We start from the raw sequence: 14,924 nt of genomic DNA, 5'->3' as shown, positions 1-14,924 counted from the left end.
AGCTTTAAATCATAACTTCAATAATGAAGTATTTCTTATTTTAAATAATCGTATTATCCGGTACAATCGTTCCTTTTGGAATAATAACAATTCCATCCCGAATACGGTAAAAGCTTTCTTCTGCTTCAACACGCCCATCTTTATTAATGATATGTACATTATCACCAATTGAACAGTTCATATCAATGATTGCATTTCTGATTACACAATTTTTCCCGATGCCCATGTTAGGTTTACCACTAACTTTGTTTTTATTATGTTCTTCAATTGTTTCATAATGCTGGCTGCCCATAATAATAGATTTTTGAACAAGAGTGCCTTCTTCGATATAAGAACGGATTCCAATAACCGAATTTTCAATTATAGATCCCATGATGATGCAGCCTTCTGCGACAACAGAATGATTTATCTGACAATTGTTTATTTTTGAAGCGGGCAAATAACGCGGATGTGTAAAAATCGGTTTTTGCTCATCATAAAAATTAAATTTTGGGATTGGTGCTGTTAACTCCATATGCACATCAAAAAAGGCCCGGATGGTCCCTATATCTTCCCAATAACCATCAAAGAAATATGTAACCAGCCTTTTTTCTTTTATGCTGTCCGGGATAATTTCCTTTCCAAAATCTTCCTTTTTGTTATTTTCCAGAAGCTCAAACAATGCTTCCTTTTTAAAGATATAAATACCCATGGAAGCAATATGTGTACGACCTTCCGGATTTACTTTTACTGCATCAAATAATTCCGGGGCGATTTTATATTCTTCTAAAACTTCTTTATCTGTTGGCTTTTCATAAAAACTGGTGATTAATCCTTTTTTATTCGCCTTCAAAATTCCAAGTTCCGATGCTTCATGTTCAAACACCGGTTTCACAGCAATAGAAATATCAGCTTTATTTTTTACATGATGGGCTAAAAAATCGGAATAATCCATTCGGTATAGATGGTCTCCGGAAAGAATAATTATATTCTCTTCGGCATCTTCGAAAAATGAAAGGTTTTTGCGCACGGCATCAGCCGTTCCCTGGTACCAATCGGAAATTTCCATTGTTTGTTGTGCCGCCAGAATTCTTATTGCACCCCGTGAAAAATTATCAAAAATATATGTACTGGAAATATGTTGATGTAAAGATTGAGTGTTAAACTGCGTAAGTATAAAAACGTCTCTTACACCGGCATGCAGGCAGTTACTTAAAGGAATATCAATCAACCGGAACTTGCCACCGATTGGTACAGCCGGTTTTGAACGCATCTTTGTTAACGGATCTAAACGTGTTCCTCTTCCACCACCCAATATTATTGCAGTCATTTTACTCATAATCAGCTTCTTCTCTTTAAATTCTTGATTCGATTATTTTGTTATAAACAAATTCTGAAATTTTGGGATCAATCTCTTTACTTTTTTCAAGGAATTGTCTGGCAACCTTGTCTTTCGGGAAAACAGCGTCTGTTACCAAAACAGGGGTTACATTTGCCCTTTCGCGCGATCCATAATCTACCCGTTCGTGGGCAAAACCGGTTGTATTTTTCCAGGTTATTGCTTTTTCATTTTTATTTTTTTGATAACAAAGTTGGAAACCAAAAAAAGAATCATCCGGGTTTATCCACACAAAAAGATCAAATTCCCTATCTGCAAACCAACGGCAAAAAGGGGCGCCATCTTCTTGTTGAACATCTTTAATTTCATAAAGCATTTTTGCCGGTCCAATGACAAATTATTCTTTTAAAAATTTCAAAATTTCTTGTTCATTATAGCCAATGTGAAACAACTTACCTTGTTCAATCAGTGGTCTTTTAATCATTCCCTGTTCATTAAAAAGCTCATCAGCAAGTTGATCGTTATTTAAGTTTTTATCTTTTAAACCTAATTTTCTGTACAGCATTCCTCGCCTGTTTAAAACGACATCAATGCCAAGCTGATCTATAACTTTATTTAGTTTATCTCTGTCCAATGTTTCTTTGCGGATATTAACAAAAGTGAATTCAATATTTTCTTTTTGAAAAAAGGTTTTGGTTTTTTTTATTTGATCACAGGAAGGGACACCATAAACTTTAATCACTCAAAACTCCAGGATAAACGATAAAAATGTGTCAAAATTGAATTAGGTTTATGCTACCAAATATACAAATAGCAAGAATAAATTCCTAACCAGAATATAACAGTAAATGCTGTTGGATGTTTATATACTTGAGCATTCGGCCGATAATCCGATAAAGCAAAAACAGAAATTGGTAATTCATTGCAAGAGATATTTTTGAAAAGCTTACTGACTAAAAAACCAAATTTGTGATATTTCTGACTGCAAGAATTTGATGTATTTATGATGTTATTGGTTCATTTTTCAACAAGAGGCTCCTATGCGTTCCTTTATTCGCCATGCGGCCAACATGCCGATTCATTTTAATTTCCAGAGTGATAAAAACGCTCATAAACAAAATATGCAGAATGTCAGCACAGGCGGGCTATGTTTTTTTTCAGATTCAGAAATCCCAAGTGGATCGCATTTAAGTGTAAAAATCCCAAACTTAAAATATCCTTTTGTAGAAGAATGTGTTGTTATGTGGTGCCGCAAAGCAAAAAAGAGATATGAGGTTGGCGTTAAATTTAATGATGACAAAACCTCATTCCGCATGCGCATGATTGAACAAATCTGTTATATAGAAAAGTATCGCGATGAAATGATTGCCAAAGGCCGCGACCTTGATTGGCAGGATGCATCTAAAGAGTGGATTGCAAAATATGCCAAGGATTTTCCACAGCTTGAAAATTAACTATTCAATATGTCTTCTGGAGTATTGGTATCGGGAATCAAAATTAAGTTCCCTGTTCAAAACAGACTGGAATGACATTTCGCTCAGCCACAATTGTTAAAATAAACCCGTTCATAATTTTCCATTGACCAAAAAACTCATTTGTTTCGTTGAACTGAATTTCAATTGGTTGCCATTCTTCAGTGTTTCCCAATTTTGTTTCCAAAATATTTACAGTTTTTGTATCAAGTCGCAAACCTTCTTTTAAAACCTTTAAGGTACTTTCCTTGGCACTCCAGATAAGATTACAAACAACTGGCTTAATGCTCGCTTCACTGTTTTTTACCCAAACCATTTCCTGTTCAGTAAAATAGTCGGCCACAAAATTTTCTTCGCGTTCTTCTATAAATTCTATATCGCAACCAATAGGTATTTTTGCTGGGTTTAAAACCGACATGGCCACACCATGGCTATGACTTATAGAAATGGAGAAGGGCGCTTTTTTATTTTGCAGGTAAACTTGAGGGGCTCCATCCGGATCGGCTAAAATTTCAATCTCAGAAAGATTGTCCTTATGTGAGCCTTCTGATTTAAGAAAGCTGAAGATAACCTGTTTGGCTGTCCATCTTCCCAGGCGCCAATCGGAACGGCGCTTTGTAAAACGTAGATTATCAAGAACAGCTTTTTCCTGCTCGCCAAACCAATTATTATCCCCGGGACAATCGGCTAATTTTTGAATTTGTACATAAACTGAAATAGTCATTGTTTTAAAGACAGAATATTATATAATTGTGTATCCTAGCTTCCCTCCTTGGAGGGGTTAGGGGTGGGTTTCTAATTCATTAACCCATAGAATTACCTTATGATGTTGAGCTTCTTTAAAAAAAATTCTTAAAATAAAAACTGTTCTTTTTTAAAAATGTAACCCACACCTCGCCCCTCCCAAAAGGGGAATAAAATTATCTTAACCCTCTGACCGCTTGGAGTGCAAGTTCAAATTGTTCTTCACTTTTTACAATATACATCTTTATCTCGTCGATATAACCATCGGTAGATGCAGACCAAACCCGGTTTAAATATCTTTCTGCAGTAGCAAAATAATTCATCACATTGGCATATTTTTCAAGCCCATGTACATGGCCGATTGTTTTACGGGAATCTACAAATGCTTCCAGGTGCCCGGGAAGCTCTTCATCAATTTTGTGGTGAACTTCCTGCGGGTTTTCTTCATTAATTTCTGAGCGAATGCGTTTAACATCTTTGACAATAAGCTCCAAACTATCTTCAATGGTTTTCATATTTGTCGTTAAAGTTTCTTCATGAAAGGTCTCTTGCTTCTCTGTAGATCGTACCATAAAAATGCCAACAACACTAATTAGAATCATTGAGCCAAAATACATCCAATTAACTTCCAACACATCGATGACAGTTATATAGGATGCCGCAATAAATCCAATCGTGATAAGTAAATATCCTAAATTTTTCATTTTGCCTCCTATGCGCCCATGCCTTGAATGATGAAATAAATAGCAAAGCCAACACCAACAAGTGCTTCACCAACAATTAATCCGGCAGCGGCAGGGATTCCCATTTGCTCGCTCCACTCTTTACCCATTTTCCAATCTGTAATAAAACGCGCTAAAGTTCCCAGGCTATAAGTAAGGACGATATTAAAAGGCAGGTAAAAACCAAGGCCGACCAAAACACCAAGTCCTCCAACGCCCGTTGCACTTAGCATAGCACCAAGTCCCGCTCCGGCAATATATTTTTGTACGGGGACATCTCCGCCAAGAATGCCTTCAATCATGGAAGCAAGTGCCTGACCTTGTGGTGCCGGCAAACGCTCACTACCCAAACCATAAGCTTCATGCAAAACAAAAATCAAAGCCATAATTACAATTGGTCCAAGCCAAGCTGCGGAGAATTGAGCAATCTGCTGTTTCTTGGGTGTAGCTCCAACCAGGTAGCCGGTTTTTAAATCCATCATCAAGTCAGTTGCCTGGGACATGGCCACACATGCAGCCGCACCAACCAAAAGTGAAGAAATAATCGCAGCGCTATCGCTAAGACCGGATGCAATAATTATCAATATCGTAACAGCAATAAGTGTCATCCCACTTAATGGTGACCAATTTGTCCGGCCAATACATTCCGATAAAATTACACCTGCAACCCAAATCCAAAGTGTGCCAAGAACTGCCATTAATAGTCCACGAAACCAGCCCATTTCTGCAGTAGAATACAAAGCAATCACAAAAAGAAGAATAGCTGCCCCGGCAACCGCCATATATAAAAGTTTAATTGGCATTTCATCTTGCGATGCGCCTGTTTTTAATTTACCTGATTGTTGCATACTTTTAATGGCACTTAAAATTAATGGTAACGCCAGAACAATTCCCATCAACGCGCCACCGATTAACATGCCGATTCCAACCGGACGAAAAAGTTGCAAGCGCAGATAGTCCGGCATATCCTGCCCGGCTGCTGTTAAAACCTCCGGCGTAGGAATAATTCCGGTTGAGGCCATTATTGGTGCTAAAATCCAATAACTGACAAATCCACCAACAATAAAAAATATCCCACCTTTGCCGGCAATATAAGCTGCGCCAAACGTTAATAATGAAATGTACCAGACGCCATTCATGTAATCCGGCATACCGATCATTTCACCAAGATGAAAATCTTCAACACCGATATATTGGCTAAAAAAATGTACTACCGCGCTAATAGCTGCTCCGCCTAACAAATAATAGGCTTTTTTAATTCCGGCACCAGGCGATTTTAAAATAGTCGCTACAGCTACGCCGCCCGGATAAGTAAGCCGCTCAAAATCGATCATCTGTTTGCGTAAAGGGATAATAAAAGCAATTCCTAAAATGCCCCCTGCAATTGTTGCAAAAACCATGATTACCGCATTAAAGTCGGTTTGCCCGAGAATAAAAAGAGCTGGTACAGAAAACATCATTCCCGATGAAGCCCCGTTTACTGCGCTGGCAATTGTCTGGTTGATATTGTTTTCGACAATACTGCTGCGCCCCATAATTCCGCGTAAAATACCAAAGCCCAAAATTGCGGCCAGTTCTGATCCTTCAATTGAGAAACCTAGAATTAATGATGCGTATCCTATACTTAAGGCAATTAATATCCCAAGACCATAACCAACAAACAGTGCGGTTGGTGTCAATTCCGGATAAGCCCCGCGGCGAACAACAACCTTTTCTGCGGTAGCGGACATAAAGCTTCCTCCCTGTAGAATGATGTTTATATTGAAGTGGAAATTTTGAAAGGGTCAAAGATATTAAAAATAGTTTTTGATCAAAAATTAAAATAAAGAAGCATTTTTGCCACGGATTACACAGATCAAACACGGATGTAGCAATTAAATAAATTTATAAAACTGTTTTTTTGCGAGTATATCTATAAATCCATGGCAATTTCTTCTCGATAACTATTTTAAAGAAGCGGCAATAATATTTGAAACGATACTTCTTAGCCTCACAACAGCGCCTTTATCATTTGGGTGTACACGGTTTGTAAGAAGAATAATGGCAAGATTGTTTTGCGGGTCAATTACCATTGATGTGCCGGTATAACCTGTATGCCCGAAAGTTGCCTCGCTTAATAAGTCGCCTTGATTTGAAGCATAGGCCGAATTTAAGTCCCAACCAAGTGAGCGTCCAAATTTTTCCAAACCCTGAGGCATGCTTGAAAATGCTTTTACTACCAACGGGCTCAAAATTTGCTTGCCATTCCACGTACCATCATTCAAAAGCATTGATGCATAAATGGCCATGTCATCTGCTGTGGAAAACATACCAGCGTTTGCCGAAATACCTTTCATAACCACCCGCGCCATTGGGTCGTGCACATTGCCGATTAAAGCAACATCATTTATAACCTCGGTGGCGGCACAGTTTTGCAACTGGCTTGAAGAAAGGACATAGCCTGTGTTTTCCATTTGTAAAGGTTTGAAAACATGTTTTTTGGCAAACTCATTTAAGGGCATTCCGGAAAGTTTCTCAACGATTCGTTGAATTGTAATAAAATTGAGCCCGCTATATTTATACGCTGTACCTGGTTTTGCAAATCGTTCAACTTTTTCTATGTGTTTAAAAAGTGTTTCTTTGCTGACGCTATTATATTTCTTTTGCAACATATCAGGGTGTGCATATGCAGGAAGCCCCGAAGTATGAGTAAGAATGTGGATTAGCCGGATATCTGTTTTTTTACCAGACAACGAATCTGTCCAGGCAACATAATCAGGAAAATAATGCGAGACCTTGTCAAGCAATCTCAACTTTCCCTGCTGTAGTAAAACCATCATTGATGTTGCTGCGGCAACCGGTTTTGTCAAAGAAGCCATATCAAAGATTGTCTCAGTTGTCATTGGTAACTTTTTTGGTACGAGCTGACGAGAACCAAATGCTTTTTTATAGGCAATTTTGTTATCCTTTAAAACCATAAGTACAGCACCGGGGATTTCCTTTTTTTCAATTGCCTCCTTTATTACTACCTCCACGTGGTTTAATTGCTTTGAATCCAACCCCACTTTTTCAGGTGTAATTTTAGGTAAACTTTGAGCATAATTTAAACTTAGCAGTACAAAAAAAACTACTATCATTTTTGAAAACATAAATCCCCCGAATGAATTTTGTGAGCTTCGTTGTGAGCTTCGTAATAAATCCAAAGGTAGCAAATTCACCTATTGATAAACAAATTTTAACATACTAAATTTAACGTCTATTTTAAAACCGGAGTAACAATGTTAAATACTATCGCAATCAGAAAAGAAAATATTGAACCAACTGAAAAAAGATCACCCCTTTCACCAAACCATATAAATGAGCTTGTTAAGAACAACAAAATAAAAATGCTCCTTGAGCCCTGGGAAAACCGCCATTTTACGCATCAAAACTATATCGATAATGGAGGGCAAATCTCAGAGGATTTAACAGGTGCTAATATTATTTTTGGCGTAAAGGAAATCCCCATTGAAGATTTACCGGAAAACCAGGCCGCAGTATTTTTCTCGCACACAATTAAAGGACAATCTTACAATATGCCTTTGCTGCAAGCTGTTTTGGATAAAAATGTAACCCTGATTGATTATGAAAAAGTTACGGATGAGTCCGGTAAGCGTCTTATATTTTTTGGGCCATATGCGGGACTGGCGGGAGCCATTAACTCAATCTGGCTTCTGGGGCAAAGATTAAAAGTTGAAGGTATTGAAAATCCATTTGAAATGATGCAGCAGGCAAATAGTTATAAATCATTGGATGATGCCAAAGCTGTATTAAAAAATATCAACAACAAGATTCAAACCAATGGGCTGCCACAAACTGGCAAGCCGTGGGTTATAGCTGTAACCGGTGCGGGAACCGTTTCGAAAGGCGCGCAGGAAATTGTAGATTTATTACCGGTCAAAGCAGTCAGCCCGGCAGAGTTTCGCAAAATGCAACAAGATAATAGCTTTGATTTAAACACATTATATAAGGTTGTAATCGATTGTGACAATTTTGTTAAACCTATCAATCCGGCAGATAACTTTGATTGGCAGGATTATTTTACTCACCCTGAAAAATATGAAGCAGACTTTGCTCAATATATTCCTGACATCACCGTTTTGATAAACTGTATTTTCTGGGATACCATGTTCCCAAAACTTGTTACCAAGCAGAATATTAAAAGTTTGTATGGAAAAGAGAGCCAGCCAAACCTGCGTATTATAGCCGATATAACCTGCGATGTAGAAGGTTCCATTGAGTGCAATCAAAAATCAACCGCTTCCGATAACCCAACCTATGTTTTTGATGCTTTTAAGCAAACTATTAAAGATGGTATTGAGGGCAACGGTCCCGTTATTTTGGCCGTGGATAAACTACCCAGTGAATTGCCCCGCGAGGCAACTAAATTTTTTGGGGATTTGTTATTTCCTTTTGTAGCTGATTTGGCAAAAGTTGATTTTACAGTTCCTTTTGAAAAGTTGGAAATGCCTGCTCCATTTAAACGGGCCATGATAGCTCATCAAGGAAACCTCACTCCTGATTATGAATATTTGAAGAAGTATTTGTAATAAAGTTCTGACAAAAAACCTGAATTTGGTTATAAAGTGGAAAACCTGGCAAAACTTTTTCAAAACCCATTTTGCCAGGTTCATTTTATGTGGGAAAATAAAGTCTTACTATTTTTTCTGCACAACCTTCTCGGTAAACTCCAGGCCATATTCGGCCAATTCTTTTAATACGGGCTGGTAAATTGCCGGATGCATCGGGATATGGCAGCCGGTTAAAGGTAGTTTATCGGTCAACAACAATTTGGCAACTATACCGGCTGGCAAACCTACTGATTTGGCCATGGCCGTAAATCCGCCTCGCTCGCCATTATAAATCATAGTTGCAACATACTCTTCTTCCCGCTTATCAGATTTTGGATATTTAACATTCATACGGTGCATAATAACCACCATGTCACGGGCATCATCAGTTAGCTCTAATTTTTTGCCAATCAGGTAGGTCATGGCTTGCGCAGAAGTTGTAACTTTAACACCTATTTTTTCATCCGAGAAAAGGCCAAGCCATTTTAGGTTTTGCATAATTTGCCCGGTTGGACTGATATTTAAAAAGTTGGCGACCCGCTGAGAAACATCGGGGCCAACGGCATTATGAGGCAAAAACATTTCGGTCAATTCTGCCCAGGTTTTATTTTTTAAACCGGGGATTCGCTGTTCTTCGTTTGGCAAGCCAAGACGTACAATCTGAAACCATGTTTCGCTCCATCCGGGATAGCGCAAAGTACCACGAATAACTGTATCAGCTTTTTCAAAACCATAAAGGCTTTTGTAATTTAGTGAATCACGATTGGGATAAGCTTCCATCATTCCCAAGCCATCAATTTCCATTGGCCAGGAATGTAAAAAGACATAATGATGTGGAATAATCTTGATCTTTTTATCCCTGTAATATTGCGCTCCTGTTTTACCGGCCATAACAACATTTCTGGGATTCCAGCTAATTACATATTTTAATGGATTGATTAAAGAATCCAAAGCCGGCAGGCCACCACCATAAGATTCAAAACTGGTTACAATGCCGCCTTTTTTACGGATATCCTCAATCATTGCAGCCGCAGCCATATGGTCGATTCCGGGATCCAATCCCATTTCTGTTAAAATTAAAATCCCTTTACGGATTGCATCTTTCTGAATATCACGGATACGCTCATCTTCGTATGAAACTGAAATCATATGTTTGCCATGTCTCACACAAGCCAGGGCAATCTGGTGTTGAAACATTGGTGCCAACATATTCAAAACTATATCACTTTTAGAGATTTGCGAAGTACGCATTTCCTGATCGTTTACATCAAACTTGATTGCCGAGCCGCGAGGATGCCCATTTGTCATTGAGCGGGCCGCTTTAATATCAAGATCACCAACGGTTACAAACCAATTGTATTTTTCAGCATTTTCCAATAGATAATGAATCAAATAAGGAGAACTTTTTCCGGCACCTAAAACCAATACATTTTTCATTTTAACTTCCTTCGTATTTCAACATTTTGCTAAAAGGCAGAATTTACACATTTAAAATTGAAAGGCAATTAGAAACTATCACATTTTTCAAATTTTCGTCATAATTTTTTTATTCATTAAAAGGGCCAATATTTATGGTCTAAAAACAAGGAATAAACAGGACTCAAATTGCCTTCTCTATTCTTGACTTTATTATGCACTACAGCTAAGTTCTCTGCTCAATTTAAAGTATATAAAAATAATATTCAGGAGACGACATGTCACAATACGATGTAATCGTTCTCGGGTCTGGTCCCGGCGGCTATGTTGCGGCCATTCGGGCAGCCCAATTAAAAATGAAAACGGCATTGGTAGAAAGAGATAAACTTGGCGGCATCTGCCTTAACTGGGGATGCATCCCAACAAAAGCATTATTAAAAAGCGCAGAAATTTTTGAAGAAGTAAAGCATGCAAAATCGTTTGGATTAAAAATTGAAAAAGCTGAAGTAGATTTTCCGGCTGTTATTAAACGAAGCCGTGTTGTTGCTGAAACCAATTCCAAAGGCATCGAATTTTTGATGAAAAAAAACGGCATTGATGTTGTTTATGGAAACGGATCTTTTAAATCGGCAAACACTTTAGAAATTGAAAAAGATGGCAAAAAAAGTGAATTGTCCGCCAAGCATATAATCATTGCTACGGGTGGCCGGCCTCGTACGATCCCCGGGATTGATATTGATGGAGACAAAGTTATAACATCCAAAGAAGCAATGGTGCTGGAGAAACAGCCCAAATCCCTGATCGTTATGGGAGCCGGGGCAATTGGAGCTGAGTTCGCATATTTCTATAATTCTATCGGAACAGATGTAACAATAGTTGAAATGCTGGATAATGTACTGCCGATTGAAGACAGTGAAATTTCCAAAGTTGTTGAACGCAATTTTAAAAAATCAAAAATTAAACTACATACCGGCACCAAAGTCGAATCACTAAAAAAGACAAAAACGGGGGTAGAAGTTACTGTTTCTGCCAAAGGAAAAAGTGAAGTTTTAAAAGCTGATAAAGCTTTGATGGCCATTGGTATTCAAGGCAATGTTGAAAACCTGAACCTTGAAGGTATTGGTGTTAAAAATGAGCGCGGTTTTATAAATGTAAATGAATGGTACGAAACAAATGTAAAAGGTGTATACGCCATTGGAGATATTGTTGGCCCACCACTTTTGGCACATGTAGCCTCCCACGAAGGCTTGGTTTGCGTTGAAAAATTTGCCGGTGTTGAAACACATGCGGTTGATTATAACAGCATCCCCGGATGTACTTATTGTCAGCCACAGGTTGCCAGCATTGGTATGACTGAAGCAAAAGCCAAAGAAGCCGGTTATGAATTAAAGATTGGAAAATTTCCATACTCCGCATCTGGTAAGGCCCGCGCAATTGGTGCAAGGGATGGAATGGTTAAACTTATTTTTGATAAGAAATATGGTGAGCTTTTAGGGGCCCATATTGTAGGTAATGAGGCCACGGAGTTAATTGGTGAAATTGCAATGGCAAAGTCACTTGAATCAACGCCGGTTGAGTTGGCAAAAACAATGCATGCGCATCCAACACTTTCTGAAATGATTATGGAAGCTGCTGCAGATGCTGATGATGAGGCAATTCATATTTAGAAAGTATCATGCAGAGCAATAGCGAAGCATCCATCTGTGCCAAGGATTCTTCTCTCCACTACTTTTAGCTCTGAATGACATCCGGTGTTAAACACAATCAATTTTGGAGAAAAAATGAAGCTTTTAATATTACTTATTTCTTTTTCACTTTTACTAATCTCGTGTAAGAAGCAAGAGCAATCCCAATCTGAATCTGAATCTGCAGATACAATGAAATTTGCTAATGAGAAACATCTGAAAAACATAAAAATGCTTACCGATGATGGTGAAAACGCAGAAGCTTATTTTGCCTTTGCAGAAGATCAACTGATTTTTCAATCCACACATGGTGAATATAAATGTGACCAGATTTTTACAATGGACCTTGATGGAAAAAACAAAAAACTTGTAAGTACCGGAATGGGTCGTACAACCTGTTCTTTTTTCTTACCAGGTGACAAAAAAATCATTTATGCTTCCACGCATGTTGCAGATCAAAATTGCCCAACTCCTCCGGATCATTCCAAAGGTTATGTGTGGAAAGTTTATAAAGAATTTGAAATGTATACAGCTAATGCGGATGGTAGTAATCCTGAAGTTTTTTTACCAGCCGAAGGTTACGATGCTGAAGCAACCGTTTCACCAAAAGGTGATAAAATTGTTTTTACATCTATGCGGGATGGTGATTTGGATATTTATACCTGTAATATTGATGGCAGCGATGTGAATAGATTAACCGATGCGCTTGGCTATGACGGAGGCCCATTTTTCTCATGGGATGGTTCAAAAATTGTGTATCGCTCTTATCATCCAAAAACAGAAGAAGAGATAAAGCGCTATAAAGATTTATTAGCCGAAGAGTTGATTGAGCCAAATGCTTTTCAGATTTGGGTGATGGATGTGGATGGCAGTAACAAACGCCAAATTACAGATAATACATTTGCAAACTTTGCCCCCTTCTTTCATCCTGATAACAACCGGATAATCTTTTGCTCAAGCATGGGAAGTACAAATCCACGAAGACCTGATTTTAATTTATGGCTGGTAAATGAAGATGGAACCGGTTTAGAACAGGTTACTCACTTTGATCAGTTTGATGGTTTCCCAATGTTTAATAAAGCAGGTACAAAATTGGTTTTTGCTTCAAATCGTTTTAATAAAAACCCACGCGATACAAATGTATTTATTGCCGATTGGGTAAATTAATTTTTTTGTAGGGACAGGACAATTTCCTGTCCTTACATTTAATTCTACTTTTTCAACTCTTTTTCTAATTCTTCAATATTATTTTTTGATGCCTCAAAGTTTGGATTAATCTTTACCGCCTTTTTATATGAAGCCAAAGCTTCTTCCAGTCTGCCGGCAGCACGATAGCCATCGCCAAGACTATCATAAGAATTTGCACTTTTGGGATTCAACTCAACCTGCCGATTAAACTTTTCAATTGCCAGATCATATTTTTTTTGATTTATTAAAAAGTAACCATAACTATTATAAAAATTGGGATTGTCGGTACTGTCATTAAATGCAGCGTCATACTGGGCAAAAACCTCTTCTGCCTTATCAATTTTGTCCTCCGCTTCATAAACTTGTGCTAATAATAAATACCCTCGGCTTACTTCCATATCGATCAAAACTTTTGCATATTCTTCTGCTTTCTCATTATCGCCACCCATTATTCCTGGCGCCATTAGATAGTATTGAGCAGCCCCGACTCTTCCGCCAACATGCTTTGGATCAAGCTCAATTGTCCGCTCAAATTCTTCCAAAACTTTTGGGGCTAAAAATGGTTGCCGGAAAACACTGGCCTCCTGGACTTCTCTACCAAGAACCTGGCCATACCAAAAATGATATTCTGCATTCTTATCATCCAACTCAACAGATTCCTCACAATGATCTACGGCTTCATCAATATCTCCTAGCCTGAAAAATGTTCGCCCGAGCCAGTGATGAACTTCTGCATTTTCATCGTTTTCATCCAAAATTGTTTCGAAAATTTCTTTGGCTTTATCAAATTCTCCGGCTGCATAATGGTCTTTACCCTGCTGAATATTATTTGCCCAAATTGGTGATACTGCTAAAGTTATTAGAAGAAATGTTATTGCCTTCATCAAATACTCCCCATATTAGTTATGTAAATAAATTATCTGATTGGTTCAACGGGACAAAAAGTATGCCAGAGTTTAAATGTGTAAATTAGTGTCTCATGCCCCATATCTGCAAAAAATGCTATTCGTGTTTACAGAAAAATGTAAACGATGTTTTCAGTTTATTGAGTCATCAAAATAATTTTCTCAGCATTTTACGTAGCATTCAACCAAAAGTTATTTCACTTTATCTTGCTGGTTTTATTGTGTAACTTTTTCCGTTTAAAAGCTAAGAAAAGGTGAACAAATGAATGAATCTTACAGAAAGAAAATAGATGATTTTCTTGGACTAAGGCATATCGCTGTTGTGGGCTATTCAAGTGAAGGAAACCAGCCGGGTAATTTTATTTATGACAAACTCATAAAAAATGAATACACCGTTTTTGCAGTAAACCCTAAAAATGAATCCGTTAAAGATATTAATTGTTTTGCTTCTTTAAAAGATGTTCCGGAGAAAATAGAAGGTGTAATAATTTGTACACCACCAGCTGCTACTTTGGAAGTTGTAAAAATGTGTAAAGAATTAAATATTCAACATGTGTGGATGCACCGCTCGTTTGATCAAGGCAGTTTCAACAAGGAAGCCGAAAGTTTCTGCATTGAAAATAATATCAATTGCATTTCTTCCGGCTGCCCAATGATGTTTTTGAAAGCAGACGTTGCTCATAAATGCATGAAATGGATTTTGGACTTGACAGGAAAATTAGCCTAATTATTCCGACTTGAAATCTTTATCCAAAACTCCTGTTTCTTTGAGTTGCTTTTCCAGTTTACCAATTCTTGTTATAGCATTTATTGCAAAAATAAAACCCATTGTTCCCATTGACATGCCGATAATTCCAAAAGCTTCCATAATTCATATCCTATATT

Annotated in this window: 15 protein-coding genes; 5 read left to right on the top strand and 10 right to left on the bottom strand. The window is 37.8% G+C overall.

The annotated features are described in order from the left end of the window. Positions 1–40 precede the first annotated feature (40 nt). The 3 genes from HND50_09045 to HND50_09035 are packed head-to-tail and all read right to left on the bottom strand — an operon-like array spanning position 41 to position 2,060. Positions 41–1,318, bottom strand: coding sequence for a glucose-1-phosphate adenylyltransferase (locus tag HND50_09045; protein ID NOG45365.1), 1,278 nt, complete (start codon positions 1,316–1,318; stop codon positions 41–43). Between the two features lie 16 nt (positions 1,319–1,334). Beyond that, positions 1,335–1,694 carry a hypothetical protein gene (locus HND50_09040; protein ID NOG45364.1) on the bottom strand — a complete coding sequence of 120 codons (360 nt, stop codon included), beginning with the start codon at positions 1,692–1,694 and terminating at the stop codon, positions 1,335–1,337. 21 nt (positions 1,695–1,715) lie between these two features. Beyond that, positions 1,716–2,060, bottom strand: a complete 345-nt coding sequence (locus HND50_09035; GenBank protein NOG45363.1) for a Spx/MgsR family RNA polymerase-binding regulatory protein — start codon at positions 2,058–2,060, stop codon at positions 1,716–1,718. Positions 2,061–2,358: 298 nt separating this feature from the next. Between HND50_09035 and HND50_09030 the strand changes: the two genes are divergently transcribed. Further along, positions 2,359–2,772, top strand: coding sequence for a PilZ domain-containing protein (locus tag HND50_09030; protein ID NOG45362.1), 414 nt, complete (start codon positions 2,359–2,361; stop codon positions 2,770–2,772). A 43-nt stretch (positions 2,773–2,815) separates the two neighbouring features. Here HND50_09030 and HND50_09025 read toward each other — a convergent pair whose 3' ends face one another. The 4 genes from HND50_09025 to HND50_09010 form a co-directional block, all read right to left on the bottom strand. After that, positions 2,816–3,514 carry a 4'-phosphopantetheinyl transferase superfamily protein gene (locus HND50_09025; protein NOG45361.1) on the bottom strand — a complete coding sequence of 233 codons (699 nt, stop codon included), beginning with the start codon at positions 3,512–3,514 and terminating at the stop codon, positions 2,816–2,818. A gap of 196 nt (positions 3,515–3,710) precedes the next feature. Continuing rightward, a complete protein-coding gene (locus HND50_09020) occupies positions 3,711–4,238 on the bottom strand; it encodes a hypothetical protein (GenBank protein NOG45360.1) in 528 nt (175 codons plus the stop codon). Between the two features lie 8 nt (positions 4,239–4,246). Next, on the bottom strand, positions 4,247–5,986 hold the full coding sequence (locus HND50_09015) for an oligopeptide transporter OPT family protein (protein NOG45359.1): 1,740 nt from the start codon (positions 5,984–5,986) through the stop codon (positions 4,247–4,249). Positions 5,987–6,199: 213 nt separating this feature from the next. Further along, the gene (locus tag HND50_09010; GenBank protein ID NOG45358.1) at positions 6,200–7,384 is read right to left on the bottom strand and encodes a serine hydrolase; all 1,185 of its coding nucleotides are present in this window, start codon (positions 7,382–7,384) and stop codon (positions 6,200–6,202) included. Between the two features lie 129 nt (positions 7,385–7,513). Here HND50_09010 and HND50_09005 point away from each other — a divergent pair, with 129 nt between their 5' ends. Then, positions 7,514–8,824, top strand: coding sequence for a hypothetical protein (locus HND50_09005; protein ID NOG45357.1), 1,311 nt, complete (start codon positions 7,514–7,516; stop codon positions 8,822–8,824). Between the two features lie 108 nt (positions 8,825–8,932). Here the strand turns inward: HND50_09005 and HND50_09000 are convergent, their stop codons facing one another. Further along, positions 8,933–10,282, bottom strand: a complete 1,350-nt coding sequence (locus HND50_09000; protein NOG45356.1) for a hypothetical protein — start codon at positions 10,280–10,282, stop codon at positions 8,933–8,935. Positions 10,283–10,539: 257 nt separating this feature from the next. Between HND50_09000 and lpdA the strand changes: the two genes are divergently transcribed. Together lpdA and HND50_08990 are read left to right on the top strand one after the other, a co-directional pair. Further along, entirely contained in the window at positions 10,540–11,928 is a 1,389-nt protein-coding gene (lpdA, locus tag HND50_08995) for a dihydrolipoyl dehydrogenase (GenBank protein NOG45355.1), read from the top strand. Between the two features lie 114 nt (positions 11,929–12,042). Further along, positions 12,043–13,113, top strand: coding sequence for a hypothetical protein (locus HND50_08990; GenBank protein NOG45354.1), 1,071 nt, complete (start codon positions 12,043–12,045; stop codon positions 13,111–13,113). A 44-nt stretch (positions 13,114–13,157) separates the two neighbouring features. On the opposite strand, the gene HND50_08985 is transcribed toward HND50_08990, so the two are convergent. Further along, on the bottom strand, positions 13,158–14,018 hold the full coding sequence (locus tag HND50_08985) for a tetratricopeptide repeat protein (GenBank protein NOG45353.1): 861 nt from the start codon (positions 14,016–14,018) through the stop codon (positions 13,158–13,160). A 283-nt stretch (positions 14,019–14,301) separates the two neighbouring features. Between HND50_08985 and HND50_08980 the strand changes: the two genes are divergently transcribed. Then, positions 14,302–14,766, top strand: coding sequence for a CoA-binding protein (locus HND50_08980; GenBank protein ID NOG45352.1), 465 nt, complete (start codon positions 14,302–14,304; stop codon positions 14,764–14,766). On the opposite strand, the gene HND50_08975 is transcribed toward HND50_08980, so the two are convergent. Continuing rightward, complete coding sequence (locus tag HND50_08975) at positions 14,767–14,907, bottom strand: hypothetical protein (protein ID NOG45351.1); 141 nt, start codon at positions 14,905–14,907, stop codon at positions 14,767–14,769. It lies immediately after the preceding gene. Positions 14,908–14,924 lie beyond the last annotated feature (17 nt).

Source organism: Calditrichota bacterium (genome assembly GCA_013112635.1).
Classification (GTDB): Bacteria; Calditrichota; Calditrichia; order Calditrichales; family J004; genus JABFGF01.
This window is presented reverse-complemented; position numbering and strand designations above follow the sequence as displayed.

Bases quoted from the DNA above. Each gene is read 5' to 3' on its own strand.
- HND50_09040 (NOG45364.1), bottom strand. From the start codon at position 1,694: ATGCTTTATGAAATTAAAGATGTTCAACAAGAAGATGGCGCCCCTTTT.
- HND50_09025 (NOG45361.1), bottom strand. From the start codon at position 3,514: ATGACTATTTCAGTTTATGTACAAATTCAAAAATTAGCCGATTGTCCC.
- HND50_09045 (NOG45365.1), bottom strand. From the start codon at position 1,318: ATGAGTAAAATGACTGCAATAATATTGGGTGGTGGAAGAGGAACACGT.
- HND50_09010 (NOG45358.1), bottom strand. From the start codon at position 7,384: ATGTTTTCAAAAATGATAGTAGTTTTTTTTGTACTGCTAAGTTTAAAT.
- HND50_09030 (NOG45362.1), top strand. From the start codon at position 2,359: ATGCGTTCCTTTATTCGCCATGCGGCCAACATGCCGATTCATTTTAAT.
- HND50_09015 (NOG45359.1), bottom strand. From the start codon at position 5,986: ATGTCCGCTACCGCAGAAAAGGTTGTTGTTCGCCGCGGGGCTTATCCG.
- lpdA (NOG45355.1), top strand. From the start codon at position 10,540: ATGTCACAATACGATGTAATCGTTCTCGGGTCTGGTCCCGGCGGCTAT.
- HND50_08975 (NOG45351.1), bottom strand. From the start codon at position 14,907: ATGGAAGCTTTTGGAATTATCGGCATGTCAATGGGAACAATGGGTTTT.
- HND50_09000 (NOG45356.1), bottom strand. From the start codon at position 10,282: ATGAAAAATGTATTGGTTTTAGGTGCCGGAAAAAGTTCTCCTTATTTG.
- HND50_08980 (NOG45352.1), top strand. From the start codon at position 14,302: ATGAATGAATCTTACAGAAAGAAAATAGATGATTTTCTTGGACTAAGG.
- HND50_08985 (NOG45353.1), bottom strand. From the start codon at position 14,018: ATGAAGGCAATAACATTTCTTCTAATAACTTTAGCAGTATCACCAATT.
- HND50_08990 (NOG45354.1), top strand. From the start codon at position 12,043: ATGAAGCTTTTAATATTACTTATTTCTTTTTCACTTTTACTAATCTCG.
- HND50_09005 (NOG45357.1), top strand. From the start codon at position 7,514: ATGTTAAATACTATCGCAATCAGAAAAGAAAATATTGAACCAACTGAA.
- HND50_09020 (NOG45360.1), bottom strand. From the start codon at position 4,238: ATGAAAAATTTAGGATATTTACTTATCACGATTGGATTTATTGCGGCA.